Genomic DNA, 15,020 nt, shown 5'->3' on the forward strand with positions numbered 1-15,020 from the left:
CGGACAAGGGATTAAACCTTGTCCTTGTCCTCTTCCGGGCTGACGTCTTTGGCCACTTGGGCAGCTTCGTCTTCGATCTCTTTGGTGCCTTCGGAGACGCCCTTTTTGAACGACGAAATGCCTTTGCCGACTTCGCCCATGAGGCCCGAAATTTTGCCGCGGCCGAAAAGGACCAAAACCACGACGGCGATGAGTAGAAGGCCGGGAAGGCCGATATTGTTGAGCATGATGTCTCTCCCGTAGGGGGCGCAATCTCGGCCCCGATAAACTTGCGATCATAGGATTAGGCGGCTCGTGACGGGGAGAAAAGGGAAAAACGCGCGGAATCGCACCGCTGCACAACATTGGCGCGTGATTTACAGGTGGAAAAAGACAACTGACAGGTTTATGTCAGTTGGAACGCCCCATGATTTGAAGATCGAAACTCGAATCGGAGAACACCATGAGTTATATTCAAATCATTGAAACTTTTACCTTTCGCACCCGAAAGGACGTTAGCGACGACCAGTTTCAGACCGCTATCGAGGGGCTGGAATCCTATTTCTCGACGTGTGACGGCTACCGTGGTCGCGTCGTTTACAAGACGGCGGAGGGCCTTTGGATGGATCAATTGTCATGGGCGGATGAGGCCTCGGTCGCGGCGGCAGATGCGGGCTTTCGGGCCCGTCCCGCCGCAGCCGCCTATATGTCGCTCGTGGAGCGCGACAGCGTGACCATGCACAAGACCCCTGCCCTGTTCGCCAAGGCGGCATAGAGAATGGCAGGCGGTCGCAAACAAACCGGCATACGGCGCAGCGACCGCCTGTTCGACCTCATTCAGATTTTGCGTGACGGTCAATTGCACACCGCCCGTCAGTTGGCGCAGCGTGTCGAAGTGTCCGAGCGCACGATCTGGCGCGACATGGCGACGCTGAAGGCCTCTGGTGTGCCCGTCGAGGGTGAGCGTGGCGTCGGTTATATGGTGACATCTCCGATCACCCTGCCCCCGATCAACCTTACAATGGGAGAGCTTGAGGCCTTGCATTTGGCGGTAGCCATTTTGGGCGAGGCCACCGATCCCGAACTGGCCCAAAACGCCAAGACACTGGCCGAGAAAATCGACGCGGTCTTGCCCGAGAACACAGGCCCGCCAAGCGCGGGATGGGGCTACGCCGTCCACCCCTATGCCTTTGCTGACGCCCGTGCGGGGTTCAAGCACATGCCGCTGTTACGCGACGGGGTGAGGGAGCAAAAGGTATTGCGCATCAGTTACTTGTCTCTGTCAGGGGAGAAAACCTCGCGCCTTATACGCCCGATACAGCTCAACTACTGGGGGCGCGTTTGGACGCTCAGCGCGTGGTGCGAATTGCGTGAGGGATTTCGCACTTTTCGGGTGGATCGCATCGACAGCGTGATCGACACGGGCGCCTCGTTCAAAGAGGAATCGGGCAAGAGCCTTGCGGATTTCATCGCCTATCAAAAGGCGAAAGGAATGCCTTCCGACACCTCAGCGTAGAGCACTAACCGTTTGTTGGAACAGGGAAAACAAAGCAGCGCTCGCGGCGCAGCATCAGCCACAAGGGCGTGCCAGCCTTGGGCAAAAACACACTCGGCACGGTTGCGTGCAAAATCGATCCGTCAAAATCCATACGGAATTCCACGATACTTTCGCGGCCCATGAAACGCGCCCGCTCGACAACACCCCGCGCGGGTGTGCCGTCTTGCGGTGTCGGCGCGGGGCCACGTCCGCCGCGATCGAAATCAATACGCAGATGTTGCGGGCGGATGACGATCTCCACCTCGGTGTCATCAGGACGCCCCGGGCAAAGGAACGCGCCGAAGGCCGTATCGACCATCGCGTTTTTGACCTTGCCACGGATCACATTGATATCGCTAAAGAAAGCCGCGGCGGCCTTATCCACTGGCGCGTTGTAGATGTTATAAGGCGCGCCCTGCTGCACGATCCGCCCATCGCGCATCAGCGCAATCTCGTCGGCCATGCGCATGGCCTCGTCGGGTTCATGGGTAACGAGCAGAACAGCAGTCCCTTCGGCCTTAAGCACATCCAAGGTGCTGTCGCGAATTTCATCCTTCAGCCGCTCATCAAGCCCTGAAAAGGGTTCATCCATCAACATGATCGACGGGCGCGGAGCCAAGGCACGTGCGAGCGCCACACGCTGCTGTTCACCGCCAGAAAGCTCGTGCGGGAACTGATCTATGGCGCGGGTCAGGTCGATTTTTTCCAGCAAATCTTCAACACGGGCGCGTTTGTTCGATTTTGATCCTTTTAAGCCAAAGGCGATGTTATCAGCGACCGATAAATGCGGGAAAAGTGCAAAGTCCTGAAACATCAAACCGATGGATCGCCCCTCTGGTGGCACACGGTAGATCGTGTCACAGACCAGATTTCCGTCGACATAAATCTCGCCGCTGTCTTGCATATCAACCCCTGCAATCATGCGCAGGGTTGTGGACTTGCCGCAGCCCGAAGGACCAAGAAGGCAGGTCACTTGGCCACGGGTCACTTTGAGCGAGACATCCGACACGACCTCACGCCCCGCGTATTCGCGGCGCAGATTTCGGACTTCCAAACGCACGGCAGGATCTGGCGTTGGATGGGATGGCGATTTTTGAGGCGCAGATGTAGGGGTCACGGCGTTTCCGACAAAAACTCTAAGGCTCCAAGCGTCCTAACAGCCCGCAAAACACTTAGCAACCACAGTCCGCGCCGCTCTCTTGGCTGTCCGAGAAGGGCGACACCCCACCACAGCCCGCGTAAATCCCGTAATGCGTGTCGAAATTACCGATGAACTCGAAATGCTCCGCGAACCGCGTCTCTGCGAGCATTTTCCATGTGTTACCGCACACGGGGAACACTTTACCTGTTTCCATCGCGTGATGCCCGTCGAGGACAAAATGATGTGGGGCATGTGGGACCGTGCCTTTGTAGATCACCGCTTGGCCGTAGTCCTCACACTCGGGTTCAAGGTCAAGTTTGAACAGACGGTAGGTCGCGGAGGAAAAGGATATCGGCGCAACTTTGGCCTCTAGCTCCGCGTTCTCAATTGTCAGCGGACGGTGCGTGACCAAGCGCGGATCACCAAACCCCGCTGCCCGTGCCATATGTTCGAAGTCATTCCAATAGAGCGCACCAGACAGGCATTCGCCATATAAAACCGGATCAGCGCGCAAGGTATCAGGCACACGACGGTCGGCGTAGACATCGGAGAAATACATCTCTCCACCCGGCTTGAGGAGGCGATAGACCTCTTTAAGGACTGCGCGTTTGTCCATCGCCAGATTGAGCACACAGTTGGAAACGATCACGTCAAAGCTGTTTGCCTCAAGTGGCAGCTTGTTCAATTCTTCAATGTAGCCGTGATGGAAGGTGACGTTGGAGGAAGCATAACCAAAGGCCTCGGCATGCCACGCTTGGTGCCGCCGTGCGACCTCCAGCTGTTCCTCGGTCATATCAACGCCGACGACCGCGCCCTGTTCGCCCACCATCTGGCTCAGCGCATAGACATCGCGGCCCGCGCCACAGCCCAGATCAAGCACCCGAGCGCCTTCAAGCACCAAGGGCGCGATCAGGCCACAACCGTAGTAGCGCATCAAAACCTCGTCGTGGACGCGTGACAAAACGGCTTTGACGTGATCGGGCATCTCGTCGGGTGTGCAACACGCATTGGTCTGCAAATCCGCGCTGCCCTGCAACACCTTGCCGTAATAGTCTTGAACATCCTCGTGGCTCATGGTGCGGCCCCTCCCTCAATTTTTGGATCACATATCCATAGCATTGAGAGAGGGACACGCCATTCACATCGTCGTGTTGGTTGCTCCGCCATCGAGCAGGATATTTTGCCCGACCATAAAGCCGGCGAACTGGCTGCACATGAACGCGCAGGTTGCTCCGAACTCGGCAGGTGTCCCATAGCGGCCTGCGGGGATTGCGGCCGCTTTCTCGGCACGCACATCGTCAATGCTTTTGCCCGAGGTCTGTGCTGCCGCTGTATCAAGGCTCACGGTGCGATCTGTTGCATGAAGCCCGGGCAACAGGTTGTTCATCACGACGCCCTTGGGCGCGATCTGGCGTGCTGTGCCCGCGACATAGCCCGTGAGTCCCGCACGCGCGGCATTGGACAGCCCCAGCACGGCAATGGGCGATTTGACGGAGACGGAGGTGATATTGACCACACGGCCCCACCCTTGTTCGATCATATGCGGCACGAGCGCTTTGATCAGCGCAATCGGAGTGAGCATATTGGCGTCAAGTGCAGCAATGAAATCGTCGCGCTCCCAGTCGGACCACATCCCAGGAGGAGGACCTCCGGCGTTATTGACGAGAATATCGACCTGCCCCGCGACCTCCAAAAGCTGTGCGCGGCCTTGTTCGGTGGTGACATCGGCGGCAACCGTATCGACCGCCACGCCGTATCTGGCGCGAATATCGGCGGCAGCGGCCTCAAGAGCCTCGGCTCCACGGGCGTTCATCACCAAATTTACCCCCGCCTCGGCCAGCGCCTGCGCACAGCCCAATCCCAAGCCTTTGGAGGATGCACAAACCAGTGCCTTTTTCCCTTTGATGCCAAGATCCATTTTGCGTTCCTTTACGGTTATTTTGTCGATTTCCCGTGTTGTAAGGGGCAACCGTGCACTTGTCACTTCGCCATAGGTGCAGACCCCGCTCTCACCTCACGCAAGTTTGACAGGGGTTGAAATAGGTGACAGTTGAAACAAATGCGTGGCGATGGCGCATATTTTCTCCAATTTCGCCCAAATGCCGCCATTGTTTCTCGGTAGCGTTCTAACAACGACCCGCGATTGGGGCCTTTCCCTTGCGGCATGATCAGTGGATAATAATGTTACATAGTGTAGAAACGCTCCACACAGGTGGAGAGGGGCACTTTGCCTCAGCCAATGGAAAAGAACCTTTTGAAATGACGGCACTCAGCACACCACACCAGCAGATAGAGGCTGGCGTGGTGCCCATCCAGAATCTGTCAGTCTACCGTGCTGAGATGTTTCGCGTCACCGATGGGGCCAATTTGGGCGATGCCATCGGCCCTGCCGACGATCTCGAATTGGACGACACCTATATGCTCTCCGCGAACGCCGAGCGGATTCGGCTCGCCCTGCAAATGGGCGACGATACCCTCAGCGTCGGACATGGATCGGAAATCGGCACAATTGGCGCGCAGCTACACCTCGATTGCGCCGCGACATTTATGACGCCTAGCGGCTCCACCGTTGAGGCCCTGATCGTGGTCGAAACCGATGCGGATGGCCACCTTGAGGCAACCTACCTGTTGCCCTTTGCTCCGATTCAGGAAAAGCAGGCCTACACCTTGGTGACGATTGACCGCGACAATGCGCGCACCCGTCTAGCCGAGGTCGCCTGTGTCGCCTTTACCCGCGGCACCCGCATCACCATGGCCAATGGCATGCAGGTCGCAATCGAAGACCTCAACGTCGGCGACCGCGTTTTGACCCGCGATCACGGGCCACGCGAGATTCGCTGGATCGGCCAACAAACCATGCGCGCCACGGGCGCCTTTGCCCCGATTATGATCAAAAAGGGCGTACTCAACAATGCCGACGATCTGGTCGTCAGCCCCAACCACCGTATCTTTATCTACCAACGCAGCGATCGCATCAAAGCGGGCCGCGCGGAGGTTTTAGTCAAGGCGCGACTGTTGGTGAATGGTGTCGATGTGGTGCAATCGGACGGCGGATTTGTCGACTATTTCCAACTGTTATTCGATCAACACGAGATCATCTATGCCGAGGGCATCGCCGCCGAGAGCATGTTCGTGGACAGTCAGGTCAAAACCTACCTGCCCTCCGAACTCCACGCGCAACTGACGGGTCACAACATGTCAGGAGAACGTCCACGTGCCCTCGATATCGTCGACGGAGCGCTAGATAGCGCCAATGCCGCCATTCTGTTGCGTGCCGCCTCCCGCGGTTAACGCACCCTTCGACGCTTGCCCAACACCCATCTCACAGATATACGCGAGCGCATGTCAGATAGCGCACACACCTCCCTCGATCTGCCCGCCGAAATCGCGCGGCGCCGGACCTTTGCCATCATCTCTCACCCCGATGCGGGTAAGACAACACTCACCGAGAAGTTCCTTCTCTATGGTGGGGCGATTCAGATGGCGGGCATGGTTCGCGCCAAAGGCGAAGCGCGTCGTACGCGTTCCGACTTCATGCAGATGGAAAAAGACCGCGGGATTTCCGTGTCGGCCTCGGCCATGTCATTCGACTATGACGGCCACCGTTTCAATCTGGTCGACACTCCCGGCCACTCGGATTTTTCCGAGGACACCTACCGCACGCTGACTGCTGTGGACGCTGCCATCATGGTTATTGATGGAGCCAAAGGTGTGGAAAGCCAGACACAAAAACTCTTTGAAGTCTGCCGGATGCGGGATCTTCCGATCCTGACGTTCTGTAACAAAATGGACCGCGAAAGCCGCGATACGCTCGATATCATTGACGAAATCCAGGAAAACCTTGCGATTGACGTCACCCCCGCCTCATGGCCGATCGGTGTGGGGCGCGAGTTTTTGGGATGCTATGATCTTTTGCACGACCGTCTTGAATTGATGGACCGCGCCGACCGTAACAAGGTGGCCGAGAGCATTTCAATCAACGGGCTCGACGATCCAAAACTGGACGACCACATCCCTGCGCACCTGCTTGAGCAACTGCGCGAAGAGGTCGAAATGGCCCGCGAATTGCTGCCTGCCTTTGATCAAGAGGCCTTTCTCGACGGGACGCTGACGCCCATCTGGTTCGGTTCAGCGATCAACTCGTTCGGCGTCAAGGAATTGATGGACGGCATGGCGCAATACGGCCCCGTGCCACAGCCGCAAAAGGCCCAACCGCGCCCGATCCGCGCCGATGAAACCAAAGTCATGGGCTTTGTGTTCAAGGTGCAAGCGAACATGGACCCCAAACACCGCGACCGCGTGGCCTTTGTCCGCCTCGCGTCGGGCCATTTCAAACGCGGTATGAAGCTCACCCATGTGCGCTCCAAAAAACCGATGGCGATCTCCAACCCCGTCTTGTTCCTCGCCTCGGACCGCGAACTCGCCGAAGAGGCATGGGCAGGCGACATCATAGGCATCCCCAACCACGGCCAATTGCGCATCGGCGACACCCTCACCGAGGGCGAAGATATCCGCGTCACGGGCATCCCCTCTTTTGCGCCCGAATTGCTCCAAGGGGTGCGCGCAGGCGACCCGATGAAGTCAAAGCACTTGGAAAAGGCGCTGATGCAGTTTGCCGAAGAAGGGGCCGCCAAAGTGTTCAAACCCGCGATTGGATCCGGCTTTATCGTCGGCGTTGTCGGCGCGTTGCAGTTCGAGGTGCTCGCCTCGCGCATCGAATTGGAATACGGCCTGCCCGTGCGGTTCGACAGTTCGCAATTCTCCTCTGCACGGTGGGTCACAGGCCCGCAGGCGGAGATTGATAAGTTCGTCAACACCAACAAACAACACATCTCCTATGATCACGATGGCGACCCCGTATTCCTGACGCGACTACAATGGGACATCGACCGGATCGAGCGCGATTTCCCCGCGCTGACCCTTGCGGCGACCAAAGAAATGATGCGTTGAATTTTGACCTTTACGGGATAGGCTTTCGGCATGAAAAAGGTTCGCCAAACACCCGCGCCGCAACCTGATTGCACCTATCCGCAAGGGTTCGAGGGGCTGATGGCGCCGATCAAGCGCCGTCAAGACCCGTTCTTTCTTGTCGAGGGAGACTTGCCCGCCGCGGACGTAGATTTTGCCCCGCTCAAAGACTCCATCATCCCCCGCTCCGAGACGTGGGAAGGGCGCGACCCGTTTCTGACCGACTACAAGGGCAACGTCTTGTGGCTGCGCCAGTTTTTCAAAGGGAAGCCCGAGCTATGCCACTTCATGGGCTGTTTGGTGATGATCACACGGCGGGACAACGTTCCGCCAGAGGTCTTGGCCCTGTGGTTTCGCCTGTGGGACGAGGAGGCCGCGTTTCTCACCGAGCATCTCGACATCCGATGGAAAATCTCCGCACTGCGCACCTTTGGTGCCTATGGCCGCTCCGAGTTGGAACGGCGATTGGGACGCGAGTTTTTTCTCGCCACAGGCCTGATGAAACTCGCGGATACCGAGCGTAGCTTTTCGGGATACGGCCCCGACGAGCCCTTTCCTCTGGGACGCCGCAAGACAGGACCCGTGTCCTTAGGCCAAGCCTCTTACACTGTCGCTCGGGGCGATCTGGACGCACATATTTTGCTCCAACTCCATGAAACGGTAGAGGCCCTAAGCGCCACCGACGAAGGACGCGGCGCGAGTGTTTTGGGCGCGGATGTTTTGGCGCGTATCAATGCCTGCCCCAAAACCGTTTTCCGCCGCCTCATGGTCCTGCGCGAGAAGTTTCAGAGAAACCGCGCCGAGGCCGATTCAGCCGACGATTCTTAGCCTTAAACGCTCGTGACACAGCGGCAAAGACTGCGCGATCTTGACCTTTTAGCAGTTGCAGCGTATGACGCGAGCAAGAATACGTTTCGGCAATACGGCCGAACGGGCCGCGCGGGGTATTTGCGGCCGATTTAACAGCCGCACATCTCGAAAGGCACAATTTGACCAAGTTTACCGACCTTAATCTCGACAAAAAAGTTCTAAAGGCTATCGCTGACGCGGGCTACGAAGAACCCACCCCGATTCAAGCGGGAGCGATTCCCCCCGCCCTTGAGGGCCGCGACGTCCTCGGCATTGCGCAGACGGGGACAGGCAAAACCGCCTCCTTTACATTACCAATGATCACCCTTTTGGGCCGTGGCCGTGCTCGCGCACGTATGCCACGCTCTTTGGTGCTGTGTCCGACCCGTGAATTGGCCGCTCAGGTTGCCGAAAACTTCGACACCTACACTAAGTATCACAAGCTCACCAAAGCTCTGTTGATCGGCGGCGTATCGTTCAAAGAACAAGACCAGTTGATAGACAAGGGCGTGGACGTTCTGATCGCCACTCCCGGTCGCTTGCTCGACCATTTCGAGCGCGGAAAGTTGATCCTGTCAGACGTGAAAATCATGGTCGTCGATGAGGCGGACCGGATGCTCGACATGGGCTTCATCCCCGATATCGAGAAGATTTTCGGCATGACGCCATTTACGCGTCAAACGCTGTTCTTTTCGGCCACAATGGCCCCTGAGATCGAGCGGATCACCAACACCTTCCTGTCGAACCCTGCCCGCATCGAAGTGGCGCGTCAGGCCACCTCGGGCGAGAACATCAAACAAAACGTGGTGATGTTCAAAGGCTCGCGTCGGGAACGGGCCGCGACCGAGAAACGCGATCTTTTGCGTGCCTTGATCGACGCCGAGGGCGAGACGCTTCAAAACGGTATCATTTTCTGCAACCGCAAGATGGATGTGGATATAGTGGCGAAATCGCTATCGAAACACGGGTACGACGCCGCGCCGATCCACGGCGATCTCGACCAAAGCAAACGCAACGCGACCCTCGAAGGGTTCCGCAATGGCGAACTCAAAATCCTTGTGGCCTCTGATGTGGCAGCTCGTGGTCTTGACGTGCCATCGGTCACGCACGTGTTCAACTTCGACGTGCCAAGTCACGCCGAGGACTATGTCCACCGCATTGGCCGTACAGGTCGTGCGGGTCGCGATGGCAAAGCGATCATGATCTGTGAGCCACGCGACGAGAAAAACTTCGCTGATGTGGAACGCCTGATCGGCAAAGACATTCCTCGTCTCGACAACCCGCTTGGGACCTCCTCCGCTGCACCCTCAAATGAAGCCGCGTCCCCAGAGGCCAACGAGACCAAAAGCGCCGAAAAGCCAAAGCGCACTCGGACGCGGTCGCGTCGTAGCTCGGACAAAACCGAAGCACCGAAAACAGATACGCCCAAAGTGGATGCCGAGGCAGTGACACCTGTGCAAACAGAGGCCCCTGTGGACGCCGCAGCCCAAGAGGCGGCACCAGAAGTAAAAGAAGAGACCTCCCCCGCCGCACGGGAGACCGCATCCGAGCCACGCCAAGACACACGCACGGAACGGCGTGACGACAAACGGGACGATAACCGCGACGACAAACGAGCCTCTCGGTCACGTGGCGGTCGTGGTCGGGGCCGTAGCCGCGATGACGACAACAAGGTCTTGGGCCTTGGTGATCACCTGCCCTCGTTCATTGCAATGAGCTTTGAAGAGCGCCGCGAGGCCGAAGGCAACTAATCGGCCAAAACCAACTGGCTTTACCCTATCCCATACAAACGCGCCGCGACCTCAGTCGTGGCGCGTTTTCGTTGAGGAATGCCTCCTGCTTGCCCTCCGGAATCGGGGCATACCAACGCAAAAGGGGGACACCGAAGTGTCCCCCTTCTCTTTCCCCGAGCGATGGATCAGGCCGACAGGCGCGAAATCACGATCTGGATTTCAGGCTTCTTGCCCGTCTCATCATTGGTTGTTTTCCGCAGAATGCGACGCATGTCTTCTTCGAGTTTACCATCATCGCGCAATGTCTTTTTGCCCGCACGGTTGAGGAACTGATTCACATCTGCCTCCAACACGTCAACGAGCGGCGCCCGCGACAGACCGATTTCTGGCAAGCCGCGCACTTCGCACCAGCAATCGCCCAACGGCTCGTCGTCCTCAATAATCACGGTCGCCACGACCAAACCATATTGCGCCATGCGGATACGGTCACGCACAACGCCATCGGTCGCGCCGATCTGAACCTTACCATCCAAATAGGTGCGGCCCGTTTCGACATATTCCACGATCTTGGGCGCATTGCCTGTGATGTCCACACCGACACCATTTGGAGCCACAATCGCGTTGAAGCCATTGCTTTCCGCCAAGGCGGCGTGTTCGGTCAGGTGGCGGTGTTCGCCGTGCATCGGGATCACAACCTGCGGTTTGACCACCTCGTGCATCAGCGTCAAGTCGGGACGGTTGGCGTGGCCGGACACGTGAATGTCATCGCGGCCCGTGATGCAGGACACACCCAACTCAGAGAAATTGTTGAGAATGCGCGCGACGGAGACTTCATTGCCCGGAATGGTCTTGGACGAGAAGATCACGGTGTCGCCTTGCGACATTTTCAACCCGAGGTACTTGCCGCGCGACAGTTGCGCTGTGGCGGCGCGGTATTCGCCCTGCGAGCCCGTGGTCAGCAGCATCAGGTTTTCGCGTGGAATGTCGCCCGCTTGTTCGGGGGAAATAGTTTTGGGGAAGTCAGAAATGATCCCTGTTTCGATCCCTGCGGTGATCATCTTGCGCATCGCACGGCCCAGAAGGACCACGGAGCGGCCCGCTTTGGCGCCTGCCTCGGCCAGCGACTTCACGCGGGCGATGTTGGAGGCAAATGTCGTTGCCGCAACCATACCGTCGAGCGAGGCAACCAGCTCTGTCAGGGGTTCGATAACTTCGCTCTCGGAGCGCCCGGGTGTGTGGGTAAAGACGTTCGTGCTGTCACAGACGAGCGCTTTAACACCGTCCTTGGACACGCTCTCCCAAAGGGCGCGGTCAAAAGCCTCGCCAACAACAGGCGTTTCGTCGATTTTGAAATCGCCCGTGTGGATGACACGCCCTGCGGGGCTATCGATCACCAGTGCGGAGCTTTCGGGGATGGAGTGCGACACGGGCAGGAAGCCGACCTTGAACGGGCCAGCTGTGACCTGCTCGGGCCAGACTGCGACAGTCTTGATCTGAAGCTCGTCATGGCCGTGCTCTTCGAACTTGAGGCGCGCAAGGTGAGCCGTAAAGGTCCGCGCATAGATCGGAGCGCCGAGGCGCGGCCAAAGGTGGCCAACAGCCCCGACGTGGTCCTCGTGGGCGTGGGTGATAAAAATCGCGTCGATGCGATCTTTGCGTTCTTCCAGCCACGACACATCGGCAAAGATCAGATCGACACCGGGAGTGCCGTCCATAGAGGGGAAGGTCACACCGAGGTCCACCACGATATAGCGCTCGCGCCCTGCGGGTCCGTAGCCGTAGACGTAGCAGTTCATGCCAATCTCGCCAGCGCCGCCCAACGGCAGGTATAAAAGTCGATCGCTCATATGTTACCCAGTTCTGTGTTGTGGTCTTTGTTATAGTTGTGGATCACGACGAGGCCGTGGATTGTCAACAGTTCATCAAATGCGTCAAAAAGCTTGTGGCCCTGATTGAACAGCGGCGCAAGCCCACCTGTCGCGATCACCTGCATCGGACGCTCATATTCCGCTTTGATACGGTTGCATGTCTCACGCACGAGGCCAACATAGCCCCAAAAGACGCCCGATTGCATACACGCAACGGTATTCGTTCCAATTACCTTTTCCGGCATTGTCACGTCAACATGCGGCAACGCGGCGGCTTTAAGGTGAAGGCTTTCGAGGGAGGTATTCACCCCTGGTGAAATCACCCCACCGACATAGGCCCCGTCTTCGGCCACCACGTCAAATGTCGTCGCTGTTCCGAAATCCACGACAATCAAATCGCCGCCGAACTTGTCATAGGCCGCGGCGGTATTGACCAGACGGTCGGGGCCGACCGTCGTACCTTCGTCTACGCGTGGAGCATGGGGCAAGAGGCACTCGGGCTTGCCCACCACTAGCGGGCGGCAATCGAAATAGCGGTTGGCAAAAACGCGCAGATTGAACACCACCCGCGGCACCGTGGAGGAAATAATCACCTCGGTGATATTGGCCTCGATCTTCTGAAAATGCATCAAGGTGGACAGCCAGACGTAATACTGGTCCGCCGTGCGCTGCGTTTCAGTGGAGGTGCGCCATGTGGCAATAAATTCGGTTCCGTCCCAAATGGAGAAAACCGTGTTGGTATTGCCCGTGTCGATACACAATAGCATCAGAAAAAGACCTCCGCTGCGGGGATTGAAAGCGTGCCCTTGGCCGTTTTGAGAACGAGATTACCAAAGGCATCAACGGTTTCAAAGGTGCCGTGATGTTCCTCGGTGACGGTGCGGGCACGAATGATCTCGCCCAACTTGGCGGCGCGGTCCAACCACGCGTTGCGGATCGGGGCAAAGCCATAGGTGGTAAATTGCGCTTCCCAATGGGCATAAGCGGGCGCAAGGATATCAAGGAACTCTTCGGGAGGCACTCCCGCGCCCGTCTCCGACAACAGGGACACAGGAGCCACAGCGCCCGCCTCAACCTGTGCCGCACTCGGCGCCTCTGCGAGGTTGACGCCAATCCCTATGGACAGATGCCCCTTGCCCCGTTCGAGCAAAATGCCCGCGACCTTGCCACCGTTCAGCAGCACATCATTGGGCCATTTGAGCGCAAAGCTCTCTGGACGTCCCGAGACGGTTACAAAGGTATCGTGCAACGCAAGCGCGGCGACAAAGGAACGAAGCGCAACGATCTCGGGCGGCTCGGTTGGAAAGAGCAAAAGCGTGGCGGCAAAGTTGCCTTTAGGCATGGACCACGCGCGGCCACGACGGCCATGCGCTGCGGTTTGCTCACGCGCCATGATCCATTGCGGAAAAGGACAAGAGGCCGCCACGCGGGCGGCCTCTGTCATAGTGCTGTCCGTGGAGGCAAGAACGGTACGCCCTACCCCCTCGGGCCAGTTGTGGACCTTATTTGACAAGGGCGTCCGCCGCCATTGCCGCGTAGTCACCCACACCAAACAAGTTGATGATACCGAAGATCATGATCAGGGCGGAGGCCATGAGCATGATGGTCGCCGCGGGGCTCGACACTTTGTCGAGCGGCTCTTGTTCAGCGCCAAAGTAGATGTAGTAAACGATGCGCAGGTAGTAGAAAGCACCGATCACCGATGCGATCACACCGAAGATGGCGAGGTAGACGAGACCTGCGCCCCATGCGGCTTGCAACACTGCCAGCTTACCGAAGAAGCCAAGCATAGGTGGCACACCTGCGAGCGAGAACATCAGCACCAAGACCGCCAGGGCCTTTGATGGTGAGACGCGCCAGTAGCGGTTCAGGGACGCCAGATCGGTGACAGGCTTGCCATCGCGTTCCATTGTCAGGATGAAGGCAAAGGTGCCGATGTTCATCGCGACATAGATCGCCATGTAGATCAGCGCGGACTGTACGCCTTCTGCGTTGCCTGCGGCGAGCCCCATAAGGGCAAAGCCCATGTGGGAGATCGACGAATAAGCCATCAGACGTTTGATGTCGGTTTGGCCGATCCCTGCGACGGCACCGAGGAACATGGAGGCCACGGCGATAACGGCGAGGACCTGCTGCCAATCTCCGACAATGCCACCAAAGGCATCATGCAGAACGCGGGCGAACAGAGCCATTGCCGCCAGTTTCGGCGCGGTGGCGAAGAAGGCTGTGGTTGGTGTCGGCGCGCCTTCGTAAACATCGGGCGCCCACATGTGGAACGGCACTGCGGAGACTTTGAACGCCAGACCTGTGATGATGAAGACGAGGCCAAAGAGAACACCGAGCGGCACATCGTCCTGAATCACGGAAATGATCCCTGCGAAATTCGTTGTGCCCGAGAAACCGTAGGTCAGCGACGCACCGTAGAGCAACAGCCCTGAGGAGAGCGAGCCAAGCACGAAGTATTTCAGGCCCGATTCCGAGGACTTGAGGCTGTCGCGGCGGAAGGATGCGATGACGTAGAGCGCCAGAGACATCAATTCGAGGCCGAGATAGAGCGCCATCAGGTCGCCAGCGGAGACCATCACCATCATGCCGATGGTCGAATAAAGCACGAGGATCGGATACTCGAATTTGAGCATTTCGCGTTTTTCCATCACGTCCACGGACATGACCAAAACGGCGGCCCCTGCGAGCAAAGCGCCAACCTTGCCAAAGCGGGAGAAGGCATCGTCAACGAACATCCCGTCAAAGGCCGTGTCAGCCCCCGAGCCGGACATGGCAATCATCAGTGCGATGACAATAAAGACCCCTGCCGTCACCCAAGTGATGGTTTTGGCAAGCGCGTCCTTGCCCGTGTAAACGGCGAACAGGAGCGCGGCCATGCCGTAGACGGCAAGGAGGACTTCCGGAAGGACGATTGAGAAATCGTGAGCGGTCATTGGTCC

Annotated in this window: 14 protein-coding genes; 6 read left to right on the forward strand and 8 right to left on the reverse strand. The window is 58.0% G+C overall.

The features are described from left to right. Window positions 1-11 precede the first annotated feature (11 nt). The gene (locus ACN0TS_RS09850) at window positions 12-227 is read right to left on the reverse strand and encodes a twin-arginine translocase TatA/TatE family subunit (RefSeq protein WP_417259182.1); all 216 of its coding nucleotides are present in this window, start codon (window positions 225-227) and stop codon (window positions 12-14) included. A 215-nt stretch (window positions 228-442) separates the two neighbouring features. On the opposite strand from ACN0TS_RS09850, the gene ACN0TS_RS09855 reads away from it, so the two are divergent. Both ACN0TS_RS09855 and ACN0TS_RS09860 read left to right on the forward strand, forming a co-directional pair. After that, window positions 443-754, forward strand: a complete 312-nt coding sequence (locus ACN0TS_RS09855; RefSeq protein ID WP_417259183.1) for a hypothetical protein — start codon at window positions 443-445, stop codon at window positions 752-754. A 3-nt stretch (window positions 755-757) separates the two neighbouring features. After that, a complete protein-coding gene (locus ACN0TS_RS09860) occupies window positions 758-1,495 on the forward strand; it encodes a helix-turn-helix transcriptional regulator (RefSeq protein ID WP_417259184.1) in 738 nt (245 codons plus the stop codon). A gap of 4 nt (window positions 1,496-1,499) precedes the next feature. Here ACN0TS_RS09860 and ACN0TS_RS09865 read toward each other — a convergent pair whose 3' ends face one another. From ACN0TS_RS09865 to ACN0TS_RS09875, 3 genes are all read right to left on the reverse strand, one after another. Then, the gene (locus ACN0TS_RS09865) at window positions 1,500-2,633 is read right to left on the reverse strand and encodes an ABC transporter ATP-binding protein (RefSeq protein ID WP_417259185.1); all 1,134 of its coding nucleotides are present in this window, start codon (window positions 2,631-2,633) and stop codon (window positions 1,500-1,502) included. Between the two features lie 55 nt (window positions 2,634-2,688). Then, entirely contained in the window at window positions 2,689-3,732 is a 1,044-nt protein-coding gene (locus tag ACN0TS_RS09870) for a methyltransferase domain-containing protein (RefSeq protein WP_417259186.1), read from the reverse strand. 63 nt (window positions 3,733-3,795) lie between these two features. Continuing rightward, window positions 3,796-4,575, reverse strand: coding sequence for an SDR family oxidoreductase (locus ACN0TS_RS09875; protein WP_417259187.1), 780 nt, complete (start codon window positions 4,573-4,575; stop codon window positions 3,796-3,798). A 341-nt stretch (window positions 4,576-4,916) separates the two neighbouring features. On the opposite strand from ACN0TS_RS09875, the gene ACN0TS_RS09880 reads away from it, so the two are divergent. The 4 genes from ACN0TS_RS09880 (at window position 4,917) to ACN0TS_RS09895 (ending at window position 10,225) form a co-directional block, all read left to right on the forward strand. Then, window positions 4,917-5,948 (forward strand): Hint domain-containing protein, encoded by a 1,032-nt coding sequence (locus ACN0TS_RS09880; RefSeq protein WP_417259188.1) that lies wholly within the window; start codon window positions 4,917-4,919, stop codon window positions 5,946-5,948. Window positions 5,949-5,999: 51 nt separating this feature from the next. Further along, the gene (locus ACN0TS_RS09885; RefSeq protein WP_417259189.1) at window positions 6,000-7,607 is read left to right on the forward strand and encodes a peptide chain release factor 3; all 1,608 of its coding nucleotides are present in this window, start codon (window positions 6,000-6,002) and stop codon (window positions 7,605-7,607) included. A 30-nt stretch (window positions 7,608-7,637) separates the two neighbouring features. Next, window positions 7,638-8,453, forward strand: a complete 816-nt coding sequence (locus tag ACN0TS_RS09890; RefSeq protein WP_417259190.1) for a hypothetical protein — start codon at window positions 7,638-7,640, stop codon at window positions 8,451-8,453. A gap of 161 nt (window positions 8,454-8,614) precedes the next feature. Beyond that, window positions 8,615-10,225, forward strand: a complete 1,611-nt coding sequence (locus ACN0TS_RS09895; RefSeq protein ID WP_417259191.1) for a DEAD/DEAH box helicase — start codon at window positions 8,615-8,617, stop codon at window positions 10,223-10,225. 167 nt (window positions 10,226-10,392) lie between these two features. Here the strand turns inward: ACN0TS_RS09895 and ACN0TS_RS09900 are convergent, their stop codons facing one another. The 4 genes from ACN0TS_RS09900 to nuoN are packed head-to-tail and all read right to left on the reverse strand — an operon-like array spanning window position 10,393 to window position 15,014. Beyond that, on the reverse strand, window positions 10,393-12,054 hold the full coding sequence (locus tag ACN0TS_RS09900; RefSeq protein ID WP_417259192.1) for a ribonuclease J: 1,662 nt from the start codon (window positions 12,052-12,054) through the stop codon (window positions 10,393-10,395). Next, on the reverse strand, window positions 12,051-12,842 hold the full coding sequence (locus ACN0TS_RS09905) for a type III pantothenate kinase (protein WP_417259193.1): 792 nt from the start codon (window positions 12,840-12,842) through the stop codon (window positions 12,051-12,053). Before ACN0TS_RS09905 ends, ACN0TS_RS09900 begins: the two co-directional genes overlap by 4 nt. Next, entirely contained in the window at window positions 12,842-13,588 is a 747-nt protein-coding gene (locus ACN0TS_RS09910) for a biotin--[acetyl-CoA-carboxylase] ligase (RefSeq protein ID WP_417259194.1), read from the reverse strand. Before ACN0TS_RS09910 ends, ACN0TS_RS09905 begins: the two co-directional genes overlap by 1 nt. Then, window positions 13,578-15,014, reverse strand: a complete 1,437-nt coding sequence (nuoN, locus tag ACN0TS_RS09915; protein ID WP_417259195.1) for an NADH-quinone oxidoreductase subunit NuoN — start codon at window positions 15,012-15,014, stop codon at window positions 13,578-13,580. Before nuoN ends, ACN0TS_RS09910 begins: the two co-directional genes overlap by 11 nt. Between the last annotated feature and the right edge of the window lie 6 nt (window positions 15,015-15,020).

It is taken from the genome of Celeribacter sp. (genome assembly GCF_048266405.1).
In the GTDB taxonomy this organism is placed as follows: Bacteria; Pseudomonadota; Alphaproteobacteria; order Rhodobacterales; family Rhodobacteraceae; genus Celeribacter.